The organism is Streptomyces sp. NPDC104381 (genome assembly GCF_055583745.1).
Window position 1 is genome coordinate 516,243 of sequence record NZ_JBVJNK010000005.1, and the last position, 17,428, is coordinate 533,670.

Here is a 17,428-nt window from a genome sequence, read left to right on the forward strand (position 1 = left end):
TGACACCCGGTCAAGGGCGGTCCCACAGGCCGGAACGGCGCGAAGCGGCTTGCCGGAACGGCTCTCGGAACCCGGCCGGGACGGAATCATGGGTGACGGGCGCCGCACCAGGAACACGCCCTCCGTGACACGACCGAGAGGACCCCTCCCGTGGCCGACCCCAAGAGCTACATCATCGAGTCGTTGGACACCGGGCTGCGTCTGATGCGCCTCTTCCTCACGCACGACACCCTCTCCGTCACCGACGCCGCCAGGGAGCTGGAGGTGGCCCGCTCCACCGCGCACCGCGTCCTCAGCACCCTCGAGTCGCGCGGATTCGCCACCCGTGACACCTCCGGCCGGGGCTACTCCGCGGGCCCCGAACTGGTCACGCTGGGCCGCCCGGCCGGCTACGGCCCCGGGATCCGGGCCCGCGTCCGGAAGGTGCTGGACGAGGCGGCCGACGCCACGGGGGAGACGGTGGGCACCGCCGCCCTGCTCGGCGACCAGGTGATCATCACGGATGGCCGGGAATCGCCCCACCCGGTGCGCGCCGTACTGGACACCGGCCGGGTCCACCCCGCCCACGCCACCTCGGCGGGAAAAGTGCTGCTCGCCCAGCTGACCACCGAACAGGTCTGCGCGCTCTACCCGGAGGAGCGGCTGCCCGGCCTCACCGGCCGCACCCTGGTCTCCCGTGCCGCCCTGCTCGCCGAGCTGGCCGGAATCCGCACCCTCGGCCGCGCCGACAGCGTCGGCGAGGCGGTGGAGGGGATGAACACCGTCGCCGTGCCGCTGGCCGGAAACAGCTGGCGTGACCGGCTCGCCCTGATGGCGTCCATGCCGGCGGACCGAGGTGATGAGTCCGAGCTGGCCCGGCACGCCGTGGCGCTGCGGCGGGCCGCCGGACTCCTGCCGCCCGCGTCCTTCTCGCCCCGCACCGTGGAAGCCAACGTGCGGTGAGGGGCGGTGGGCAGAGGTTGCGCAAGAATCTGAAAGAGCTTGCAGAAATCCTTGACGGCGGACAGGCGGAGCGGCAGGCTCCACACGTTCCCCCCACGGCAGCCTGGCGCGTGGCTGTCTTCGAGGGCACAGCTGTGCCCTGTCGTCGAAGGAGCCGCACATGCAGCACCGATTCCGCCTCATAGGCGGAACACTGGCCGGAGCCCTGACCGTCGCCGGCCTCACCACGCTCGCCCCTTGGCAGTCGCAGGCGACGCCGCCCGGCGAGAAGACCGTCACCGTCACCATGTTCGAGCGCCCGTACGCTGACGTGGCGTCCGCCTGCACCGACCAGCTCGGCCCCGCCGGTTACGGCTATGTGCAGGTGTCCCCCGCCAGCGAGCACATCCAGGGCGACCAGTGGTGGACCTCCTACCAGCCGGTCAGTTACAGGATCGCGGGCCGGCTGGGGGACCGTGACGCGTTCGCCGCCATGGTGGACGCCTGTCACACCGCAGGGGTCAAGGTCGTCGCCGACGCCGTGATCAACCACATGGCCGCCGGATCCGGGACGGGCACCGGCGGAACCGCCTACACGAAGTACGACTACCCCGGGTACTTCGGGGACGCCGACTTCCACACCTGCCGCACCGACATCAAGGACTACACCGACCGCGGCGACGTCCAGAACTGCGAACTGGTGGGGCTCTCCGATCTCGACACCGGGAAGGAAGAGGTCCGCTCCACCATCGCCGCGTACCTCGACGACCTGCGGTCGATGGGCGTCGACGGCTTCCGCATCGACGCCGCCAAGCACATGGCGGCCGACGACGTCGCCGCCATCAAGGGCAAGATGAGCGACCCCGGGTTCTGGGTCTCGGAGGTCATCCAGGGCGGCGGCGAAGCCGTGCAGCCCGAGGAGTACACCGAGATCGGTGACGTGGACGAATTCCGATACGGAGGGCACCTCAAGAGCGCCTTCCAGAGCGGTGGCATCGCCCAGCTCAAGTCCGTCGCCGACGGCAAGCTGGGCAGCGCCTCGGCCCGTACGTTCGTCGACAACTGGGACACGGAGCGCAACGGTTCGACGCTGACCTACAAGGACGGCGCCGCCTACACCCTCGCCAACGTGTTCATGCTCGCCTCGCCGTACGGTTCGCCCAACGTCTACTCCGGCTACGAGTGGTCCGACGCCGACGCGGGCCCGCCGAGCGGCGCCGACGGCTGGACGGACACACACGCCCAGCAGACGATCACGGGCCTGGTCGGCTTCCGCAACGCCGTGGGCTCGGCCGAGCTGACCGACTGGTGGGACAACGGCGGCAGCGCGATCGCCTTCGGCCGGGGCGACAAGGGATTCGTCGCCCTCAACAACGCGGACGACGCCCTGACGGAGACCTTCACGACCTCCCTGCCCGCAGGCACCTACTGCAACGTCGCCGCGGCCTCGCCGGACGACTGCGACGGCAACACCGTCACGGTCGGCGACGACGGCAGCGTCCAGGCCACGGTGCCGGCCCGCGGCGCACTGGCACTGCACACCGCTGCCCAGGCCGGCTGACCGACACCCCGGGCAGCGGCACGGACGTACGACGCGCAGGACGGACCCTCCCGTCCTGCGCGTCCTGCGTGGAGCGGGCGCCGGCCCCCGGCACCCCGAACAGAGAGGCACGACCACCTTCATGACCGAGCAGACCGACGTCCTCGTGCTGGGCGGTGCGGGTGTGGACACCATCGTCCATGTCCCCGAACTCCCGCTCCCCTTCGCCGACAGCCACATGATCCGGCCAGGCATCGAGACCCGCGCCGGACAGAGCGGGGACTTCGTCTCGCTCGGGCTCCACGCCCTCGGCCTGCGGACGCACCACCTCGACATGATCGGCGACGACCACGAGGGGGACCTGGTCCGCGCCCTCCACCGCGACCGGGGCATCCCGCTCACCGCGGTCCCCGCGCCGGGCGGAACCAAGCGCGCGGTCAACCTCGTCGGCCCGGACGGACGCAGGCTCTCCCTGTACGACGCCACCCGCTCACGGGAATCGGACCGGTTCGACGAGTCGGCCGTCCGTGCGCTCGCCGCCGCCGCCCGCCACGCCCACGTCGTCATCACACAGCCGTGCGCCCTCGTGCTGCCGGTGCTCCGCGAAGCCGGTGTCACCATCTCCACCGATCTGCACAACTGGGACGGCGTAGATGCTTACCACGAAGCGTTCGCCCTCCAGGCAGACATGGTCTTCCTGTCCACCACGGCCCTCGACGACCCCGAGCGCACCATGCGTGACATCGCCGCCCGGGGGAGGGCCCGGACCGTCGTCGCCACCGCGGGCGCCGAAGGCTCGTACCTGCTGTACGACGGCGAACTGACGCACACGCCCGCCGTCACCCCGCCCGCCCCGGTGGTGGACTCCAACGGGGCGGGCGACGCCTTCGCCGCCGCCTTCCTGCTCGGCACGCTGAACGGCGAACACCCCCGGCGCTGCGCCCTGTACGGCACCGTGGCCGGCGCCCACGCGTGCACCGTGCCGTCGACGCGCACCGACGCCCTCGGTCTGGAGGAACTTCTCCGCCGGGTCGCCGGGACGGAGAACGGCCGCACGCCGTAAGCGCTGGACGCCCCGGGATCCGAAAGGGGATCGAAACTTTCGAGAATTCAAGGTCCGAATCCACTCCGTGGGATCGGGCCTCCATCCGGTCAACTCGGTTATGTGTGACGGAAGTTGCCTTCTACCTGCGGCTATTGGCGAGCGATGCGCCTTCGATGGGATCGAGAGTTTCGCAATCCGTGCGGAAACTGTTGACTGTTGACGGGTGCAGCTCAACACTGTCGGCATCGCCAGGGCCGTAGGGCCCACGTGCTCCCTGGCTGCCCGCACGCCGTCACAAGGAGGAAGCGTGACCAAGGACAACACCCCCATCCGGCCGGTGAGCCGCAGAGGCTTCATCGGCCGGGCCGGCGCCCTGGCGCTGGCGACGTCCGGACTGATGCTGCCTGGCACCGCCCGCGCCGACACGGTCATCACCACGAACCAGACGGGCACCAACAACGGCTACTACTACTCGTTCTGGACCGACGGCGGCGGCTCGGTCTCCATGAACCTGGCGTCCGGCGGCAGGTACGGCACCTCGTGGACCAACTGCGGCAACTTCGTCGCGGGCAAGGGCTGGGCCAACGGCGCACGCCGGACGGTGAACTACTCCGGCAGCTTCAACCCGTCCGGCAACGCCTACCTGACTCTCTACGGGTGGACCGCCAACCCGCTCGTGGAGTACTACATCGTCGACAACTGGGGCACCTACCGGCCCACCGGAACGTACAAGGGCACCGTCACCAGCGACGGCGGTACGTACGACGTCTACCAGACGACGCGGGTCAACGCCCCGTCCGTCGAAGGCACGAAGACCTTCAACCAGTACTGGAGCGTCCGTCAGTCGAAGCGGACGGGCGGGAGCATCACCGCCGGCAACCACTTCGACGCCTGGGCCCGTTACGGGATGCCGCTGGGCAGCTTCAACTACTACATGATCATGGCGACGGAGGGCTACCAGAGCAGCGGGAGCTCCAACATCACGGTGAGCTGACGTCCTCATGAACCGTCCCGGCCGGGGTGCGAGGCCTCGCGGCCGCCGTACCCCGGCCGGCTTCCGCGCCGTCCCGGCGCCGTCTCAGGCGAGGAACGGGCGCACCAGGCGCAGGAGTGCCTCCGGGCGGTGCAGCGGAATGATGTGGCCGCAGTCCTCGACGAGGTGGCCGGTGAGGTCGTCGGCGACGGGCCGCAGTTGCTGTTCGAGCGCGTTCCCCACCGGCTGGGCGCCGACGGCCATCGTGGGCACCGACAGCCGGCCGCCTCCACGGCCTCCCGGATCTGCCGTGCACCCGTGGGCATGGCGCGGTAGTAGGAGAAGGCGCAGCGCAAGGCCTCGGAGCCCGCATACGCATCGACGAAGTCGTCCCGGAACGCGCGCCCGACACCCTGCCCCAGGGTGCCCGCGTCGAGGAACCAGTCGATGTAGGCAGCCTCGTTGCCCGGCAGCACGGTCTCCGCCAGACCGGGCACCGAGTGGAAGCCGAACCACCAGGGCGGCCCTTGGGCCAGGAACCCTTCCGCGCCGGGCAGGGTGCCCAGCAGCGACTCCATGAGCACCAGGCGGCGGACGCGCCCGGGGCTGCGCATGGCCAGCAGGAAGGCGGGCGGGACACCGGCGTCGATGGCCATCACGGACGCCGACCGCTCGCCGAGCGCGTCCAGCAGGCCGAGGCAGTCCTCGGCGAGGTTCTCCGGGTCGTAACCGTCCGTGGCACGCGTGCTCGCGCCGAGGCCCCGGAGATCCGGCGCGATCACCCGGTGCCGTCCGGCCAGGCCCTCCATGACGTGGGTCCACAGCCGCCAGGTGTGCGGGAATCCGTGGAGCAGCAGCACGGCAGGACCCGCCCCGGCGGTCGCCACGTTCAGCTCGACGCCGTTGACACCGACCCGGTGCAGCCGGTGCTCCGGCGCCGGGCCCGCCGAGGAGGGGATCGGAGTTACGGACATGACGGCCTCCCGGCGGTTACCAATGGTGACAACACAACGATAGGTAACTAACCTGGACCGGCCAAGACCGTACTTTCACCCCAGGTGGTGAGCTCCAGGTGACCCCTCGGACCCCTCGGACCCCCCGGACCACGCGGCCCCCTCGGGCCGGACGGACGCCCGAAGAAGGCGCCCGCGGCGATCTGTTCGACCCTCTCTGCCCGACCAGGCGGCTCCTCGACCGGATCGGCGGCAAGTGGACCTCGATGGCCGTCAAGGTGCTGGCGGAAGCCTCACCGGACGAGGTGCGGTTCGCCGAACTCCAGCGGCGCATGGCGGGCGTCTCGCAGAAGATGCTGTCGGTCACGCTGCAGGCCCTGTGCCGCGACGGGCTCGTCAGCCGGCGCGTGGAGGCCAGCGTCCCGCCCCGCGTGTACTACGGCCTCACCGACCTCGGACTGTCCCTGGAGGTCCCGCTGGCGGCCGTACGCCGGTGGGCCGAGGAGCACATGGCCGAGATCGACCGGGCGCAGCAGCTCGCCGACGCGGTGACGGAGGATTCGTAGATACTCTTCCGGATGCCGACACCTGGAGCACCTGTGAACACCCGCCCCCTTTCCCTGTCCTTCCGCCGCGGACGCGCGGCGGCCCTTGCCGCCGTCGTGGGGGCGGGCATGCTGATGGGCTGCTCCGTCGCTGAGGGGGCGCCAGGAGACTCCGCATCCGGGCGGTCGGCCCGGGCGGCCGACGTGCTCCTGCCGGACGCCGGAATGGAGTTCGACTACCAGATCGGCGAGGGCTACACGCCGCCCGAAGGGGTACGGGCGGTCTCCCGCGACCGTGAGGACGAACCCGCCTCCGGCCTCTACAACGTCTGCTACGTCAACGCGTTCCAGACGCAGCCCGGCGCGCTGAGCTGGTGGAAGGACACCCACCCCGGCCTCCTGCTGCGCGACGACGACGGCGAGCTGATCATCGACGAGGGCTGGGACGAGGTACTCCTGGACACCTCGACGGCCGCCAGGCGCACCGAGCTCGCCGAGATCGTCGGCGACTGGATCGACGGGTGTGCGGAGAGAGGATTCCAGGCGGTGGAGCCCGACAACCTCGACTCCTTCGAACGCTCCCAGGGCAAGCTGACGCAGGAGCACAACGCCGCCTTCGCCAAGACACTGGCCGCGCGGGCCCACGACGACGGGCTCGCGATCGGGCAGAAGAACACCACCGACCTGCTCGACCGGCACGCCACGATCGGCTTCGACTTCGCGGTGACCGAGGAGTGCGCCCAGTTCGACGAGTGCGGAGCCTACGCCGACGCGTACGACGACCGGGTCTTCGCGATCGAGTACGAGGGAGAGGGCGACGTGGACTTCGACGAGGCCTGCTCCACCTGGGGCGACAGGATCTCCCTCGTCCTGCGCGACCTGGACGTGCTCCCCGCAGGCGAGGACGGGTACGTACGCCGCACCTGCTGAGCCGCGGCCGCGGGCCCCACGGGCGGCCGCGGCCGGACCGGGCTCAGAAGTCCACCGGCTCCCGGACGAGCGGACACGTCATGCAGTGCCCGCCGCCTCGGCCACGGCCCAGCTCGCCCCCCACGATCGTGATGACCTCGACGCCCGCCGCGCGCAGCAGGTCGTTGGTCTGGGTGTTGCGGTCGTAGGTGAAGACGACCCCCGGTTCGAGGGCGACGGCGTTGTTGCCGCTGTCCCACTGCTGACGCTCCGACGCGTACACGTCGCCGCCCGTCTCGATCACCCGCAGGGCCGGCAGGCCCAGGCTCCTGGCCACGACCTCGGTGAACGGGCGAGACCCCTCGTCGACGACCTCCACCCCGGGTGAACCGTCGCCCGGGCGCAAGGAGAAGGTGTGGACCGCGTCCATGATCTTCGGGTAGACGGTGACGATGTCGCGGTCGGCGAAGGTGAAGACGGTGTCCAGATGCATGGCCGCCCGCAGCTTCGGCATGGCGGCCACCACGACGTGTTCGGCCGCCCCCTGCCTGAACAGGGAGGCGGCGACCTGGGTGATGGCCTGCCGTGAGGTGCGTTCGCTCATCCCCATCAGGACGACACCGTTGCCCACCGGCATGATGTCGCCCCCCTCGAAGGTGGCCTGGCCCCAGTCCACCTCGGGATCGCCCCACCAGACCGTGGCGCCGGAGAAGTCCGGATGGAAGCGGTAGACCGCCTTCATCAGGAGGGTCTCGTCGTGCCGCGCCGGCCAGTACAGGGGATTCAGCGTCACCCCTCCGTACAGCCAGCAGGTGGTGTCGCGGGTGTAGAGCGTGTTCGGCAGCGGCGGCATCAGGTATTCGCGCACCCCCGTCGACTCGCGGGCCAGGGCGAGATAGCCGGACCGGTAGGCATCCGGCAGATCGGCGGTCGCCATGCCGCCGATCAGGAACTCCGCCAGAGTGCGCGGGTCCAGTGACTCCAGGAAGGCGCGGGTCGGGTCGACGAGCCCCAGGCCGACCTCGTTGGCGGTGATCTTGCGGTCGAGCAGCCACGCCTTGGCCGCGGGGTCCGTCAGGGTCGCCGCCAGCAGGTCGTGCAGTTCGACCACCTCGACACCGGCCTGCTGGAGCTTGCGGACGAAGTCGGCGTGGTCCCGCTGGGCGTTGTCCACCCACATCACGTCGTCGAAGAGCAGGTCATCGGCGTTGCTCGGGGTGAGCCGGCGGTGCGCGAGGCCCGGCGCGCAGACCAGCACCTTGCGCAGCCGGCCGACCTCGGAATGGACGCCGAGCGCGGGGCCGGCGTCCACGGCGGATGCGTTCGTCATGAAGCTGCCTTTCGGTCGGGTGCCACGGCGCCTGTTCATGGAGGGCCGTGCGGGGGTGGGGAGGGGGCCGGGCCCGCTCAGAGGCTGATCCAGCCGGCGGCCAGGGCGATCACGCCGACCACGGCACCGGCGACGGAGAGCGCGCAGATGACGAGCTCGGCGGGGGAGAAGACCCGGCGTCCCTGCTCCCTGCGGGCCATGGCGAACAGGATCGTGGCGGGCGCGTAGACGATGAACGACACCAGGACGAACTTCAGCCCGGCAGCGAACAGCAGGAAGGCGGTGTAGAGCGTCGCCACGACGCTGATGACCAGATAGCCCCCCTGGCTCCGGCCCCGGGTCAGTTCATCGGGGCGCACCATGATCTTCACGGCGAACGCCGCGGCGAGGAGGAACGGGATCAGGGACAGGGCGCTGGTCAGATCGAGGGCGAAGTTGAACGCGTCGTCGGAGAAGAAGGTGATGACCAGGACGACCTGTGACAGCAGCGTCGTCATCAGCAGCGCAGGTACGGGCACGTCGGCCGAGTTGGAGCGGCGCAGGAAGCGCGGCATGTCGTCGTCCTTGGCGGCGACGAAGAGCACTTCCGCGGCCATCAGGGTCCACGCGAGATAGGCCCCGAGCACGGACACGATCAGGCCCACGCTCACGAAGACCTTCCCCCACGTCCCGACCGCCTCCTCCAGCACCGCCGCCATGGAGGGCTGCCGGAGGTCTGCGATCTCGGCCATCGGCATGATGCCGTACGACACGATGGTCACCGACGCGAAGACGGCGAAGACGCTGAGGAACCCGAGGACGGTGGCCTTCCCGATGTCCTCCCGGCGCTTCGCGTGGCGCGAGTAGACGCTGGCGCCCTCCACCCCGAGGAAGACGAAGACCGTGGCTAGCATGGTGCCCCGTACCTGGTTGAACAGGGAGCCCGCGTAGTCGGCGCCGCCGAAGTTGTCGGCGAACACCTTCGCGTCGAAGAAGAACAGGGCGAGGATGACGAAGACGATGATCGGGACCACCTTGGCGACGGTGACCACCCTGTTGATGGCCGCCGCCTCCTTCACCCCTCGCCGGATGAGGAGATAGAAGGCCCACAGGCCGGCCGTGGACACGATGACGGCCAGTACGGTGTCGCCGTCACCCAGGGCGGGCCAGACCGCTCCGACCGTCGAGGTGATCAGCACCCAGTACGTCACGTTGCCGACGCAGGCGCTGGCCCAGTACCCGAAGGCGGAGAAGAACCCCAGGTACTCGCCGAACCCGGCCTTGGCGTAGGCGTAGACACCCGCGTCGAGATCGGGCCGGCGGACGGCCAGGGTCTGGAACACGAACGCGAGCATCAGCATGCCCGTACCGGCGATCGCCCAGGCGATCAGCGCCCCCGCGACACCCGTCTCCTGCGCGAAGCGTGACGGGAGGGAGAACACCCCGGCGCCCACCATCGAGCCCACCACCATGGTGGTCAGCGTGAGCAGTGACATCTTCACCGCGGTGGTGGGGCCTTGAGGGACGTCGGTGCCGGATCGGGAGCTGGTCATCTTGTCCCCTCATGGGATGCAGATACGAGGGAACTTTAACGTCAAACAGGATGTAAGGGGCGAAAGGGTGCCGCCGCGGCGGCGGGTCGCGTGGAGCGGCCGAGGGTCTGGGGGCCACTCTCCTGACGAGGCGTCCTCCGGCGGTGGTGGCAGGCCGGGGCTCCCGTGGTGACCCGGCGCCGCCCTGCCCGGCGGCGCGCCGCCAGGCCGATTCACGCAGCAGCCGGAGACCGTTGAGGCCCACGAGGACGGTGGAGCCCTCGTGCGGCTCGGGGCCGGCGCGTCGCACAGGAGCCACGCCGGGGAACGGGCCGCGAACCGGTGGCCCCGACGCCGGCGCCCGGTGCCGAGGTGAACCCCAGTGGCGGGGAGCAGGGGCGCTGAGTGCCGGCGCGTGACCAGGGGCGGGAATCCCGGTGCACCGGAGGCGTTGAACCATGCGTGAGCACTTCCATCGCATCGACCCGGTTCTCCTTCCTCGACCGCTCCCGCACCCGGGAGGGCCATGACGGCCCGCAGGCGCTGCGGGACACCGTCGCTCTGGCGGGCACGGCCGAGGCCCTCGGCTACCACCGCTTCTGGGTGTCCGAGCACCACAGCGTGCCCGGGGTGGCCGGATCGGCGCCCACGGTGCTCGCCGCCGCCGTCGCCGCAGCGACCAGCACCATCAGGGTGGGCACCGGGGGCGTGATGCTGCCGAACCATCAGCCCTTCGTCGTGGCCGAACAGTTCGGGGTGCTCGCCTCGCTCTTCCCCGGCCGGATCGACATGGGGATCGGGCGCTCGGTCGGCTTCACCGACGGGATCCGCCGGGCCCTCGGCCGGGACAAGGAGGACGCCGGCGCCTTCGCCGCGCAGCTCGCCGAACTCCTCGGATGGCTGGACGGCACCCAGCAGGCCCACCCCCAGGTCCACGCCCGCCCCGCCGAGGGGCTGCCCATCCCCCCGTACGTCCTGGCGACCGGCGAAGGCGCCGACATCGCCGCCGCCGCGGGCCTGCCGCTCGTGATCGGCGATCTCCGGGGGCGGGACAAGCTGATACGGGCAGTCGAGCGCTATCGCGGCGGCTTCCGCCCCTCCGCGTGGAGCCCGGAGCCCTATGTGATCGTGGCGGGCACCGTCGCCGTCGCCGGGACCGAGGAGGAGGCGCGCCGACTGCTGCTGCCGGAGGCCTGGGCCATGGCGTACTCGCGGACCCACGGCTCCTTCCCGCCGCTGGCACCGGCCGAGCGGATCGAGGCGCTGGCCATGACGGACAAGGAACGGGGCCTCTTCGAGAGCGGGCTGCGCGGACATCTGGCGGGCACCGAGGACATGGTGGCGGCCGGGCTGGAGCGGGTCATCGAGGAGACGGGCGCCGACGAGGTCCTCGTCACCACCAGCACGTACGACCGTGAGGCGCTGGTGGACTCGATGAGGCGGCTCGCCAGGATCGCGGGCCTCGGCTGAAGCCGAAAGCCGAAAGCCGAAAGCCGAAAGCCGAAAGCCGAAAGCCGGATGCCGGCCGTCAGGCCGGAGAGGGGTGGCCGAACAAGAGGTCGTACCCCGGGGGCAGTTGCAGGAGCAGGCGCTGGAGCAGTTCCTCGCCCGCGGCGTCGGCCACCACGCTGAGCACGGCGCTCGTGTCCCAGGCGGCCGTCTGCTCGTTCGCGCCCTCGATCCAGGCGGACACCGCCCGTACGAACCGCTCGGCGCTGAGCGGTTCGGCGGCCTGCAACGGGTTCAGGAGGATCAACGCGAACGTCTCCGGCAACCGGGCGGCCAGCTCGTTCCGCTCCTCACCGACCAGATGCGCCCCGAGCAGGGCCAGCACCACGCGGGACGCCCGTTCCGCCTCGAGGCTCGATGGATATTCGCCGCGTTCCTGGACGGCCTCCAGGAACGGCTGCCATCGCATGTACGTCACGGGTTCCCCTTCCCGGAGCGCGGACGAGGCCGGGGCGGAGAGCGGGGCGGGGGGAGGGGAGGCCCGTGCCCCGCCCTCCGCGTATCCACCGCATGTCACCTCAATTCCGGTACTAACACATCACCCCGGTGACGGCAAACGGAGGCCGGGCCCTTGTCCGAGGAGCCACGAGACCCCGGCTACTCCATGGGATAGATGTCCCCGCTGGCCATGCCGCTGACCTGCACGCTCCGGGATTCGAGCTGGTGTGCCTCGTCCTGGAGGCGCCGGCGCTCCTCGGGGTCGGTGGCCTGTTCTGCGGCCTTCTCGAGATCTTCGGCCCGGCCGCGCATCTGCTGGAGGCGGCTCCGGACGTCTTCCGACTCGCTCATGATCACTCCCTGGCTCGGCGGAGCGGACCCCTCCACCGAACCAGGCACCCGGGGGTGCGCGCATCTCAGCGAGGACGCCGGAAGCGCGGAGTGACCGTGCGGAGGGCCCGTTACTCGAAGCGGGACACGTCGCCGGCTCCCCGCCGTACGACCTCCAGCTCGCCGCCGGAGAAGTCGATCACGGTGGTCGGCTCGGTGCCGCAGTCGCCGGAGTCGAGGACGACGTCCACGACATGGTCGAGGCGCTCCTTGATCTCCCAGCCCTGCGTCAGCGGCTCCTCCTCGTCCGGCAGGAGAAGCGTGCTGGACAGCAGCGGCTCGCCGAGCTCGGCCAGGAGCGCCTGGGTGACGGTGTGGTCCGGGATCCGGACGCCGACGGTCTTCTTCTTGGGGTGCAGCAGCTGCCGCGGCACCTCCTTGGTGGCGGGGAGGATGAAGGTGTAACTCCCCGGTGTCGCCGCCTTGATCGCACGGAAGACGTCGTTGTCGATCTGGACGAACTGGCCGAGCTGCGAGAAGTTCTGGCACACCAGGGTGAAGTGGTGGCGGTCGTCGAGGTTCCGGATCGACCGGATGCGGTCGATCCCGTCGCGGCTGCCGAGCTGGCAGCCCAGGGCGTAGCAGGAGTCGGTCGGATACGCGACGAGGGCGCCGGACCGGATGCTCTCGGCCACGTTGGTGATGGTGCGGCGCTGCGGGTTCTCGGGGTGCACGTCGAAGTACTTGGCCATTCGGCGAGTCTACGGCCTCGGGCCGATCGCGTTCGGGTGACGTCACCGGGGCGCGGGAGCGGCCGTCGCCGGGCCCACCGGACCCGCCCTGCTGGTCACGGTGACAGTCCGTCCTTGACGCACCGCGCCCCCGGAACCCCCTCGCGAGGAGGGAGTGCCGGGGGCGTGGCAGGGGCTGCCGGTGATCAGGCTCCCGACGCGTCCAGCATGGCCGCGCGCTCGACGACCTTGATGCGCTCACGGCCCTGCTCGGCGCCGAGCGCCTGCTCGTGGGCGTCCAGCCGGTGCCAGCCCTCCTTGGTGGTGTACCGGACACCGCGCTGCTCCAGGAAGTCGACGATCGCGTCGGCGCCCGGCTGCGTGGGGACGGGCAGCCGTCCGGCGGCGTGGTCCTCCAGCAGGCAGGCCACGGTCTCGTTCGCGTCGCCCTTGGTGTGCCCGATCAGGCCGATCGGACCGCGCTTGATCCAGCCGGTGACGTACACCGAGGGCATCGGCTCGTCGCCCGCCAGCACGCGACCGGCCGCGTGCGGGACGGTGCCGGAGACCACGTCGAAGGGCAGCTTCGGGAGCTCCTCCGAGTAGTAGCCGACCGCGCGGTAGACGCTCTGCACGTCCCAGTCCGTGTGGCGGCCCGTGCCCCTCACATTGCCCGTGCCGTCCAGCTCCGTGTGCTCGGTGCGCAGGGCGACGACGCGGCCGTCCTCGCCGACGACCTCCACCGGGGACTCGAAGAAGTGCAGGAACAGCTTGTGGGGACGGTCGCCGACATCCCGGATCGCCCAGTTCTCCAGCGTGGAGGCGACCATGTTGGCCTGCTTGTTCTCCCGCCGGGTGGCGATCGAGCCCTCGTCGTAGTCGATGTCCTCGGGGTTGACGATGACCTCGATGTTCGGCGAGTGGTCCAGCTCGCGCAGCTCCATCGGGCTGAACTTCGCCTGGGCCGGCCCGCGCCGCCCGAAGACGTGCACCTCGAGCGCCTTGTTCGCCTTGAGCCCGTCGTAGACGTTCGCGGGGATCTCGGTCGGAAGGAGCTCGTCCGCCGTCTTCGCCAGGATGCGCGCGACGTCCAGGGCCACGTTGCCGACGCCGAGCACGGCGACCTTCTCGGCCTCCAGCGGCCAGGTGCGCGGGACCTCCGGGTGGCCGTCGTACCAGGCGACGAAGTCCGCGGCGCCGTAGGAACCGTCGAGCTCGATCCCCGGTATGTCGAGCGCGCGGTCGGCGTCGGCGCCGGTGGAGAAGATCACGGCGTCGTAGAAGGACCGCAGGTCGTCCAGGTCGATGTCGTTGGGGTAGTCGACGTTGCCGAACAGCCGCAGCTGCGGCTTGTCCAGGACCTGGTGCAGGGCCTTGACGATGCCCTTGATCCGCGGGTGGTCGGGAGCGACTCCGTACCGGATCAGACCGAAGGGGGCGGGCATGCGCTCGAACAGGTCGATCGATACGCCCGGCTCCTGGGCGGCCTCGGACTTGAGAAGCGCGTCCGCTGCGTAGATTCCGGCAGGACCGGCTCCGACGATGGCGACGCGGACGGGGCGTGTCATGGAGTGTTGTTCCTTAGGGCGGACGAGCACGGGCAGAGTGCAGCGGGGTAAGGCTTGGCTTACTCCGCTGCCCCCACGGTACGGCCTGTGCGCGGAAGTCCCTGGAGCGGGGCGAGTGCATATATCGGAAATAAATGGACGTATGCGCTTGAAGCGGCCCGGTTTCTGTGAGGGGATTTCTCGCCAGTCGTCTCATGGGGTTCCAGGGAATGAGACGTCGGCCCGAGGGCAGGCTGTACGCCGGTGTCCCTGCGCGCAGCCGGTCCGCAGCGGAGCCATGATGGACGCACGACCGCAGCACTCCGACGAGAGGACATGTGTCATGCCGATCGAGGGCGAGTACGAGCCGAGCCCGACGCAGTGGGTCCGTGAGCAGGTCGAGCTCATCGAGAGCTCCGGCGGGACGGAGGGGACCACCATGCGCGGCATGCCCGTCATCCTCCTGACGACGCGCGGCGCCAAGAGCGGCAAGGTCCGCAAGACCCCCCTCATGCGGGTCGAGCACGACGGTCAGTACGCCGTGGTCGCGTCCCTGGGCGGCGCTCCCAAGCACCCCGTCTGGTACTACAACGTGCAGGGCGACCCCGAGGTGGAGCTGCGGGACGGCACGGTGAAGCAGGACATGGTCGCCCGCGAGGTCACGGGGGAGGAGAAGGCCCGGTGGTGGGAGCGCGCGGTCGAGGCGTTCCCCGACTACGCCGACTACCAGGCCAAGACCGACCGCGAGATCCCGGTCTTCGTCCTCTCCCCGGCCGGGAAGAGCTGAACCGGCGCCTGTGACCGGACCGGCCGGGCCCCACGGGGCGAGCCGGCCGGCCCGGGCGCTCGGGTGAGCCGGCCCGCCGGGTCCGTACGCCGCACGGGCCGGCCCGACGCCGGGACGCGGACGCCGAAGCCCGCTACCAGGCGCACGGGCCGGCCCGACGGCGGGACCCGGACCCCGAAGCCCGCTACCAGGAGAGCCCTCCGACCGCGGAGGCGATCCTCTCCCGGTCCCAGGCCCCGTCGGCGACCAGCACCCGGTAGCGCCGTGTCAGGGTCGCCCCCGGTTCGAGCACCAGCTCCTGGTGGAAGGCGAACGACGGGGCGACCGCCGCGTAGGGGGAGTCGCGCACGAACCAGTGCGCCGGATGCGCGCCGCCCGCACCCGAGTGGTCGTTCTCGGGGGAGTGGACGAAGACGAGCGTCGCGTGCCCGTCCGCCTCGTCGTACTCGCCGCCGTACGCCAGCCAGGGTGCCTGCCGCCCCATCATGTCCGGCCCCTCACCGTCGGGGCCGATGATCCGCCCGTCCCGGAAGGCGCGTGGCCCCCGCCAGAACAGACCGGTGTACCCGGCGTTCGGGCGGCCGTGCGTCGTCGGACTGCCGAACCGCAGCGGCTCGCCGCGCCGGTTGGTGACCGAGGACGACCAGGTCAATGCCCAGCTTCCGGTCACGGCGTCCACATCGTGGACCTCGATACGGCGCGTCTCCTCGGCCCAGAGATCCCCGCCGCGCGGGTGCCAGGTCAGCCGCTCCGCGAAACGCGCCCCGCCGTCGTCCACCGACACCTCGTCGAAGCCGGCGTGCGCCATGGAGCCGACGCGCTCGGGCAGGGCGCGGTACCCCTCGCCGTGCACATAGCTGTTGCCGCCCCACAGATTGGCGCCCGACAGATGCGAGGCGGTCATCTGCAGGCCCTTGTGCCAGCGGTGGTCGTTCGGCCGGTATCCGGTCACCACCTGGCCGGACAGCGTGCGCAGGGGGTGGATGTACGGCTTCGGGGCCTCCCACGCGTCCTCGGCCCGGTAGACGTAGCGCAGCAGTTCCACCCCGCTCTCCGACGCCGTTACGGAGAGGTGCTCGCCGTGCCGGTGGACCAGGTCCACTGTCTTCGTCATGCCGGTGCCTCCGCGGGCTGCTCCACCGGCCGGCTCTCCGACTGCGGTGCCCAGCCGGGGGCGTTGCCGTGCAGCGCGCCGTAGTACGGATCGCCGGGCCCGATCTCACCCGCCCGTACGGTTCCCCCGGTGAAGGCCGCCTTGTAGAGCGCGGCCACCAGCTCCAGGCTCTTACGGCCGTCCGGCCCGCTGCTCCGCGGCCGGCGCCCGGCCCGCAGGTCCTCCAGCAGGCCCTTCAGCTGTGCCTCGTGCGAGCTGGGCACGTCGGGTCCGAAGTCCCGCCAGACGTCCGCCTCCTCGGACGGGACGCCGGGGGCCGGTGTGATCCGCCAGTCCGCGTTGCCGTGCCCGTACAGATGGGTGAGCTCGACCGTCGCGCGCTCGCAGTCGATCCGGATCCGGCTGACCTCGTCCGGGCTGAGCACGCTGTTCACGACGGTGGCCACCGCGCCGTTCTCGAAGCGGACGAGCGCGGTGGAGACGTCCTCCGTCTCCACGTCGTGCACCAGCCGCCCCGCCATCGCCCTGATCTCCGCCCACGGGCCCAGCAGGTCGAGCAGGAGATCCATCTGGTGGATGCCGTGCCCCATCGTGGGGCCACCACCCTCGCTGCTCCAACTGCCCCGCCAGGGAACGGAGTAGTACGCCTCGTCCCGGTACCAGGTGGTCTGGCAGTGAGCCACCAGCGGCCGGCCCATGGCCTGGCCGGCCAGTAGGCCCCCGACATGCCGGGCGCCCGAACCGAAGCGGTGCTGGAACACGATCGCCGCGTACGGCCCGTCACCGGAGCCCTCCGCCGCCTCGATCGCGTCGAAGTCCTCCAGCGACGGGCACGGCGGTTTCTCGCACCACACCCACGCCCCGGCGCGCAGCGCGGCCACGGTCTGGTCGCGGTGGAACCGGGGCGGGGTGGCGAGCGTGACCAGGTCCGGGCGCTGCTCGGCCAGCATCCGGTCGAGGTCGGTGTACGCGTCGGCGATCCCCGCGTCGCGGCAGAACGCCTCGACCGAGGCGGCGTCGACATCGACCGCGGCGACGATCTCCAGCGGCTGCCCGGCGGCGAGCGCGGTCAGCGCGGGCAGGTGGCTGCCCCGCGCGATCGCACCCGTGCCGACGATCGCGACCCGCACCGGGGCCCGGTGCGGAGGATTGCTGGTCGTGACAAACACCCCTTCAGGCGGAGACATCGGGGCGCCCACAGGATAGCAAGCGCTTTCTCCCGGGGAAACCTAGGCTCCGCGCGCG

The 17,428-nt window shown here is 70.9% G+C and carries 16 protein-coding genes and 1 pseudogene; 8 read left to right on the forward strand and 9 right to left on the reverse strand.

Annotation, left to right across the window (positions count from 1 at the left end; translation table 11 throughout):
- Positions 1-150 precede the first annotated feature (150 nt).
- The 4 genes from ACZ607_RS20030 (at position 151) to ACZ607_RS20045 (ending at position 4,500) form a co-directional block, all read left to right on the forward strand.
- Positions 151-942 (forward strand): IclR family transcriptional regulator, encoded by a 792-nt coding sequence (locus ACZ607_RS20030; protein WP_469736314.1) that lies wholly within the window; start codon positions 151-153, stop codon positions 940-942.
- Positions 943-1,102: 160 nt separating this feature from the next.
- Positions 1,103-2,482: an alpha-amylase gene (locus ACZ607_RS20035; protein ID WP_469736316.1), complete on the forward strand. Its 1,380-nt coding sequence runs from the start codon at positions 1,103-1,105 to the stop codon at positions 2,480-2,482.
- 121 nt (positions 2,483-2,603) lie between these two features.
- Complete coding sequence (locus ACZ607_RS20040) at positions 2,604-3,524, forward strand: adenosine kinase (RefSeq protein ID WP_469736318.1); 921 nt, start codon at positions 2,604-2,606, stop codon at positions 3,522-3,524.
- Positions 3,525-3,813: 289 nt separating this feature from the next.
- A complete protein-coding gene (locus tag ACZ607_RS20045) occupies positions 3,814-4,500 on the forward strand; it encodes a glycoside hydrolase family 11 protein (protein ID WP_469736320.1) in 687 nt (228 codons plus the stop codon).
- Positions 4,501-4,584: 84 nt separating this feature from the next.
- Here ACZ607_RS20045 and ACZ607_RS20050 read toward each other — a convergent pair.
- Positions 4,585-5,453: pseudogene (locus ACZ607_RS20050) on the reverse strand (alpha/beta fold hydrolase).
- Positions 5,454-5,635: 182 nt separating this feature from the next.
- Between ACZ607_RS20050 and ACZ607_RS20055 the strand changes: the two are divergent.
- The gene (locus tag ACZ607_RS20055) at positions 5,636-5,998 is read left to right on the forward strand and encodes a winged helix-turn-helix transcriptional regulator (RefSeq protein WP_469736629.1); all 363 of its coding nucleotides are present in this window, start codon (positions 5,636-5,638) and stop codon (positions 5,996-5,998) included.
- Positions 5,999-6,031: 33 nt separating this feature from the next.
- Entirely contained in the window at positions 6,032-6,907 is an 876-nt protein-coding gene (locus ACZ607_RS20060; RefSeq protein ID WP_469736322.1) for an endo alpha-1,4 polygalactosaminidase, read from the forward strand.
- Positions 6,908-6,950: 43 nt separating this feature from the next.
- Here the strand turns inward: ACZ607_RS20060 and ACZ607_RS20065 are convergent, their stop codons facing one another.
- Positions 6,951-8,216, reverse strand: coding sequence for an arginine deiminase (locus tag ACZ607_RS20065; RefSeq protein WP_469736324.1), 1,266 nt, complete (start codon positions 8,214-8,216; stop codon positions 6,951-6,953).
- Between the two features lie 77 nt (positions 8,217-8,293).
- On the reverse strand, positions 8,294-9,748 hold the full coding sequence (locus ACZ607_RS20070; RefSeq protein WP_469736326.1) for a basic amino acid/polyamine antiporter: 1,455 nt from the start codon (positions 9,746-9,748) through the stop codon (positions 8,294-8,296).
- 441 nt (positions 9,749-10,189) lie between these two features.
- On the opposite strand from ACZ607_RS20070, the gene ACZ607_RS20075 reads away from it, so the two are divergent.
- On the forward strand, positions 10,190-11,197 hold the full coding sequence (locus ACZ607_RS20075; RefSeq protein WP_469736328.1) for an LLM class flavin-dependent oxidoreductase: 1,008 nt from the start codon (positions 10,190-10,192) through the stop codon (positions 11,195-11,197).
- A gap of 58 nt (positions 11,198-11,255) precedes the next feature.
- Here ACZ607_RS20075 and ACZ607_RS20080 read toward each other — a convergent pair whose 3' ends face one another.
- The 4 genes from ACZ607_RS20080 to ACZ607_RS20095 form a co-directional block, all read right to left on the reverse strand.
- Positions 11,256-11,645 carry a DUF2267 domain-containing protein gene (locus ACZ607_RS20080; protein ID WP_469736631.1) on the reverse strand — a complete coding sequence of 130 codons (390 nt, stop codon included), beginning with the start codon at positions 11,643-11,645 and terminating at the stop codon, positions 11,256-11,258.
- 188 nt (positions 11,646-11,833) lie between these two features.
- Entirely contained in the window at positions 11,834-12,025 is a 192-nt protein-coding gene (locus tag ACZ607_RS20085; RefSeq protein WP_099177186.1) for a DUF6381 family protein, read from the reverse strand.
- A gap of 110 nt (positions 12,026-12,135) precedes the next feature.
- Positions 12,136-12,756: an L-threonylcarbamoyladenylate synthase gene (locus ACZ607_RS20090; protein WP_124279331.1), complete on the reverse strand. Its 621-nt coding sequence runs from the start codon at positions 12,754-12,756 to the stop codon at positions 12,136-12,138.
- A gap of 185 nt (positions 12,757-12,941) precedes the next feature.
- Positions 12,942-14,303, reverse strand: coding sequence for an FAD-dependent oxidoreductase (locus tag ACZ607_RS20095; RefSeq protein WP_469736331.1), 1,362 nt, complete (start codon positions 14,301-14,303; stop codon positions 12,942-12,944).
- A gap of 322 nt (positions 14,304-14,625) precedes the next feature.
- On the opposite strand from ACZ607_RS20095, the gene ACZ607_RS20100 reads away from it, so the two are divergent.
- Positions 14,626-15,069 (forward strand): nitroreductase family deazaflavin-dependent oxidoreductase, encoded by a 444-nt coding sequence (locus ACZ607_RS20100; protein ID WP_469736333.1) that lies wholly within the window; start codon positions 14,626-14,628, stop codon positions 15,067-15,069.
- Between the two features lie 184 nt (positions 15,070-15,253).
- Here ACZ607_RS20100 and ACZ607_RS20105 read toward each other — a convergent pair whose 3' ends face one another.
- The gene (locus ACZ607_RS20105; RefSeq protein ID WP_469736334.1) at positions 15,254-16,183 is read right to left on the reverse strand and encodes a DUF6807 domain-containing protein; all 930 of its coding nucleotides are present in this window, start codon (positions 16,181-16,183) and stop codon (positions 15,254-15,256) included.
- Complete coding sequence (locus tag ACZ607_RS20110; RefSeq protein ID WP_469736336.1) at positions 16,180-17,370, reverse strand: Gfo/Idh/MocA family protein; 1,191 nt, start codon at positions 17,368-17,370, stop codon at positions 16,180-16,182. The genes ACZ607_RS20105 and ACZ607_RS20110 overlap by 4 nt, the downstream gene beginning before the upstream one ends.
- Positions 17,371-17,428 lie beyond the last annotated feature (58 nt).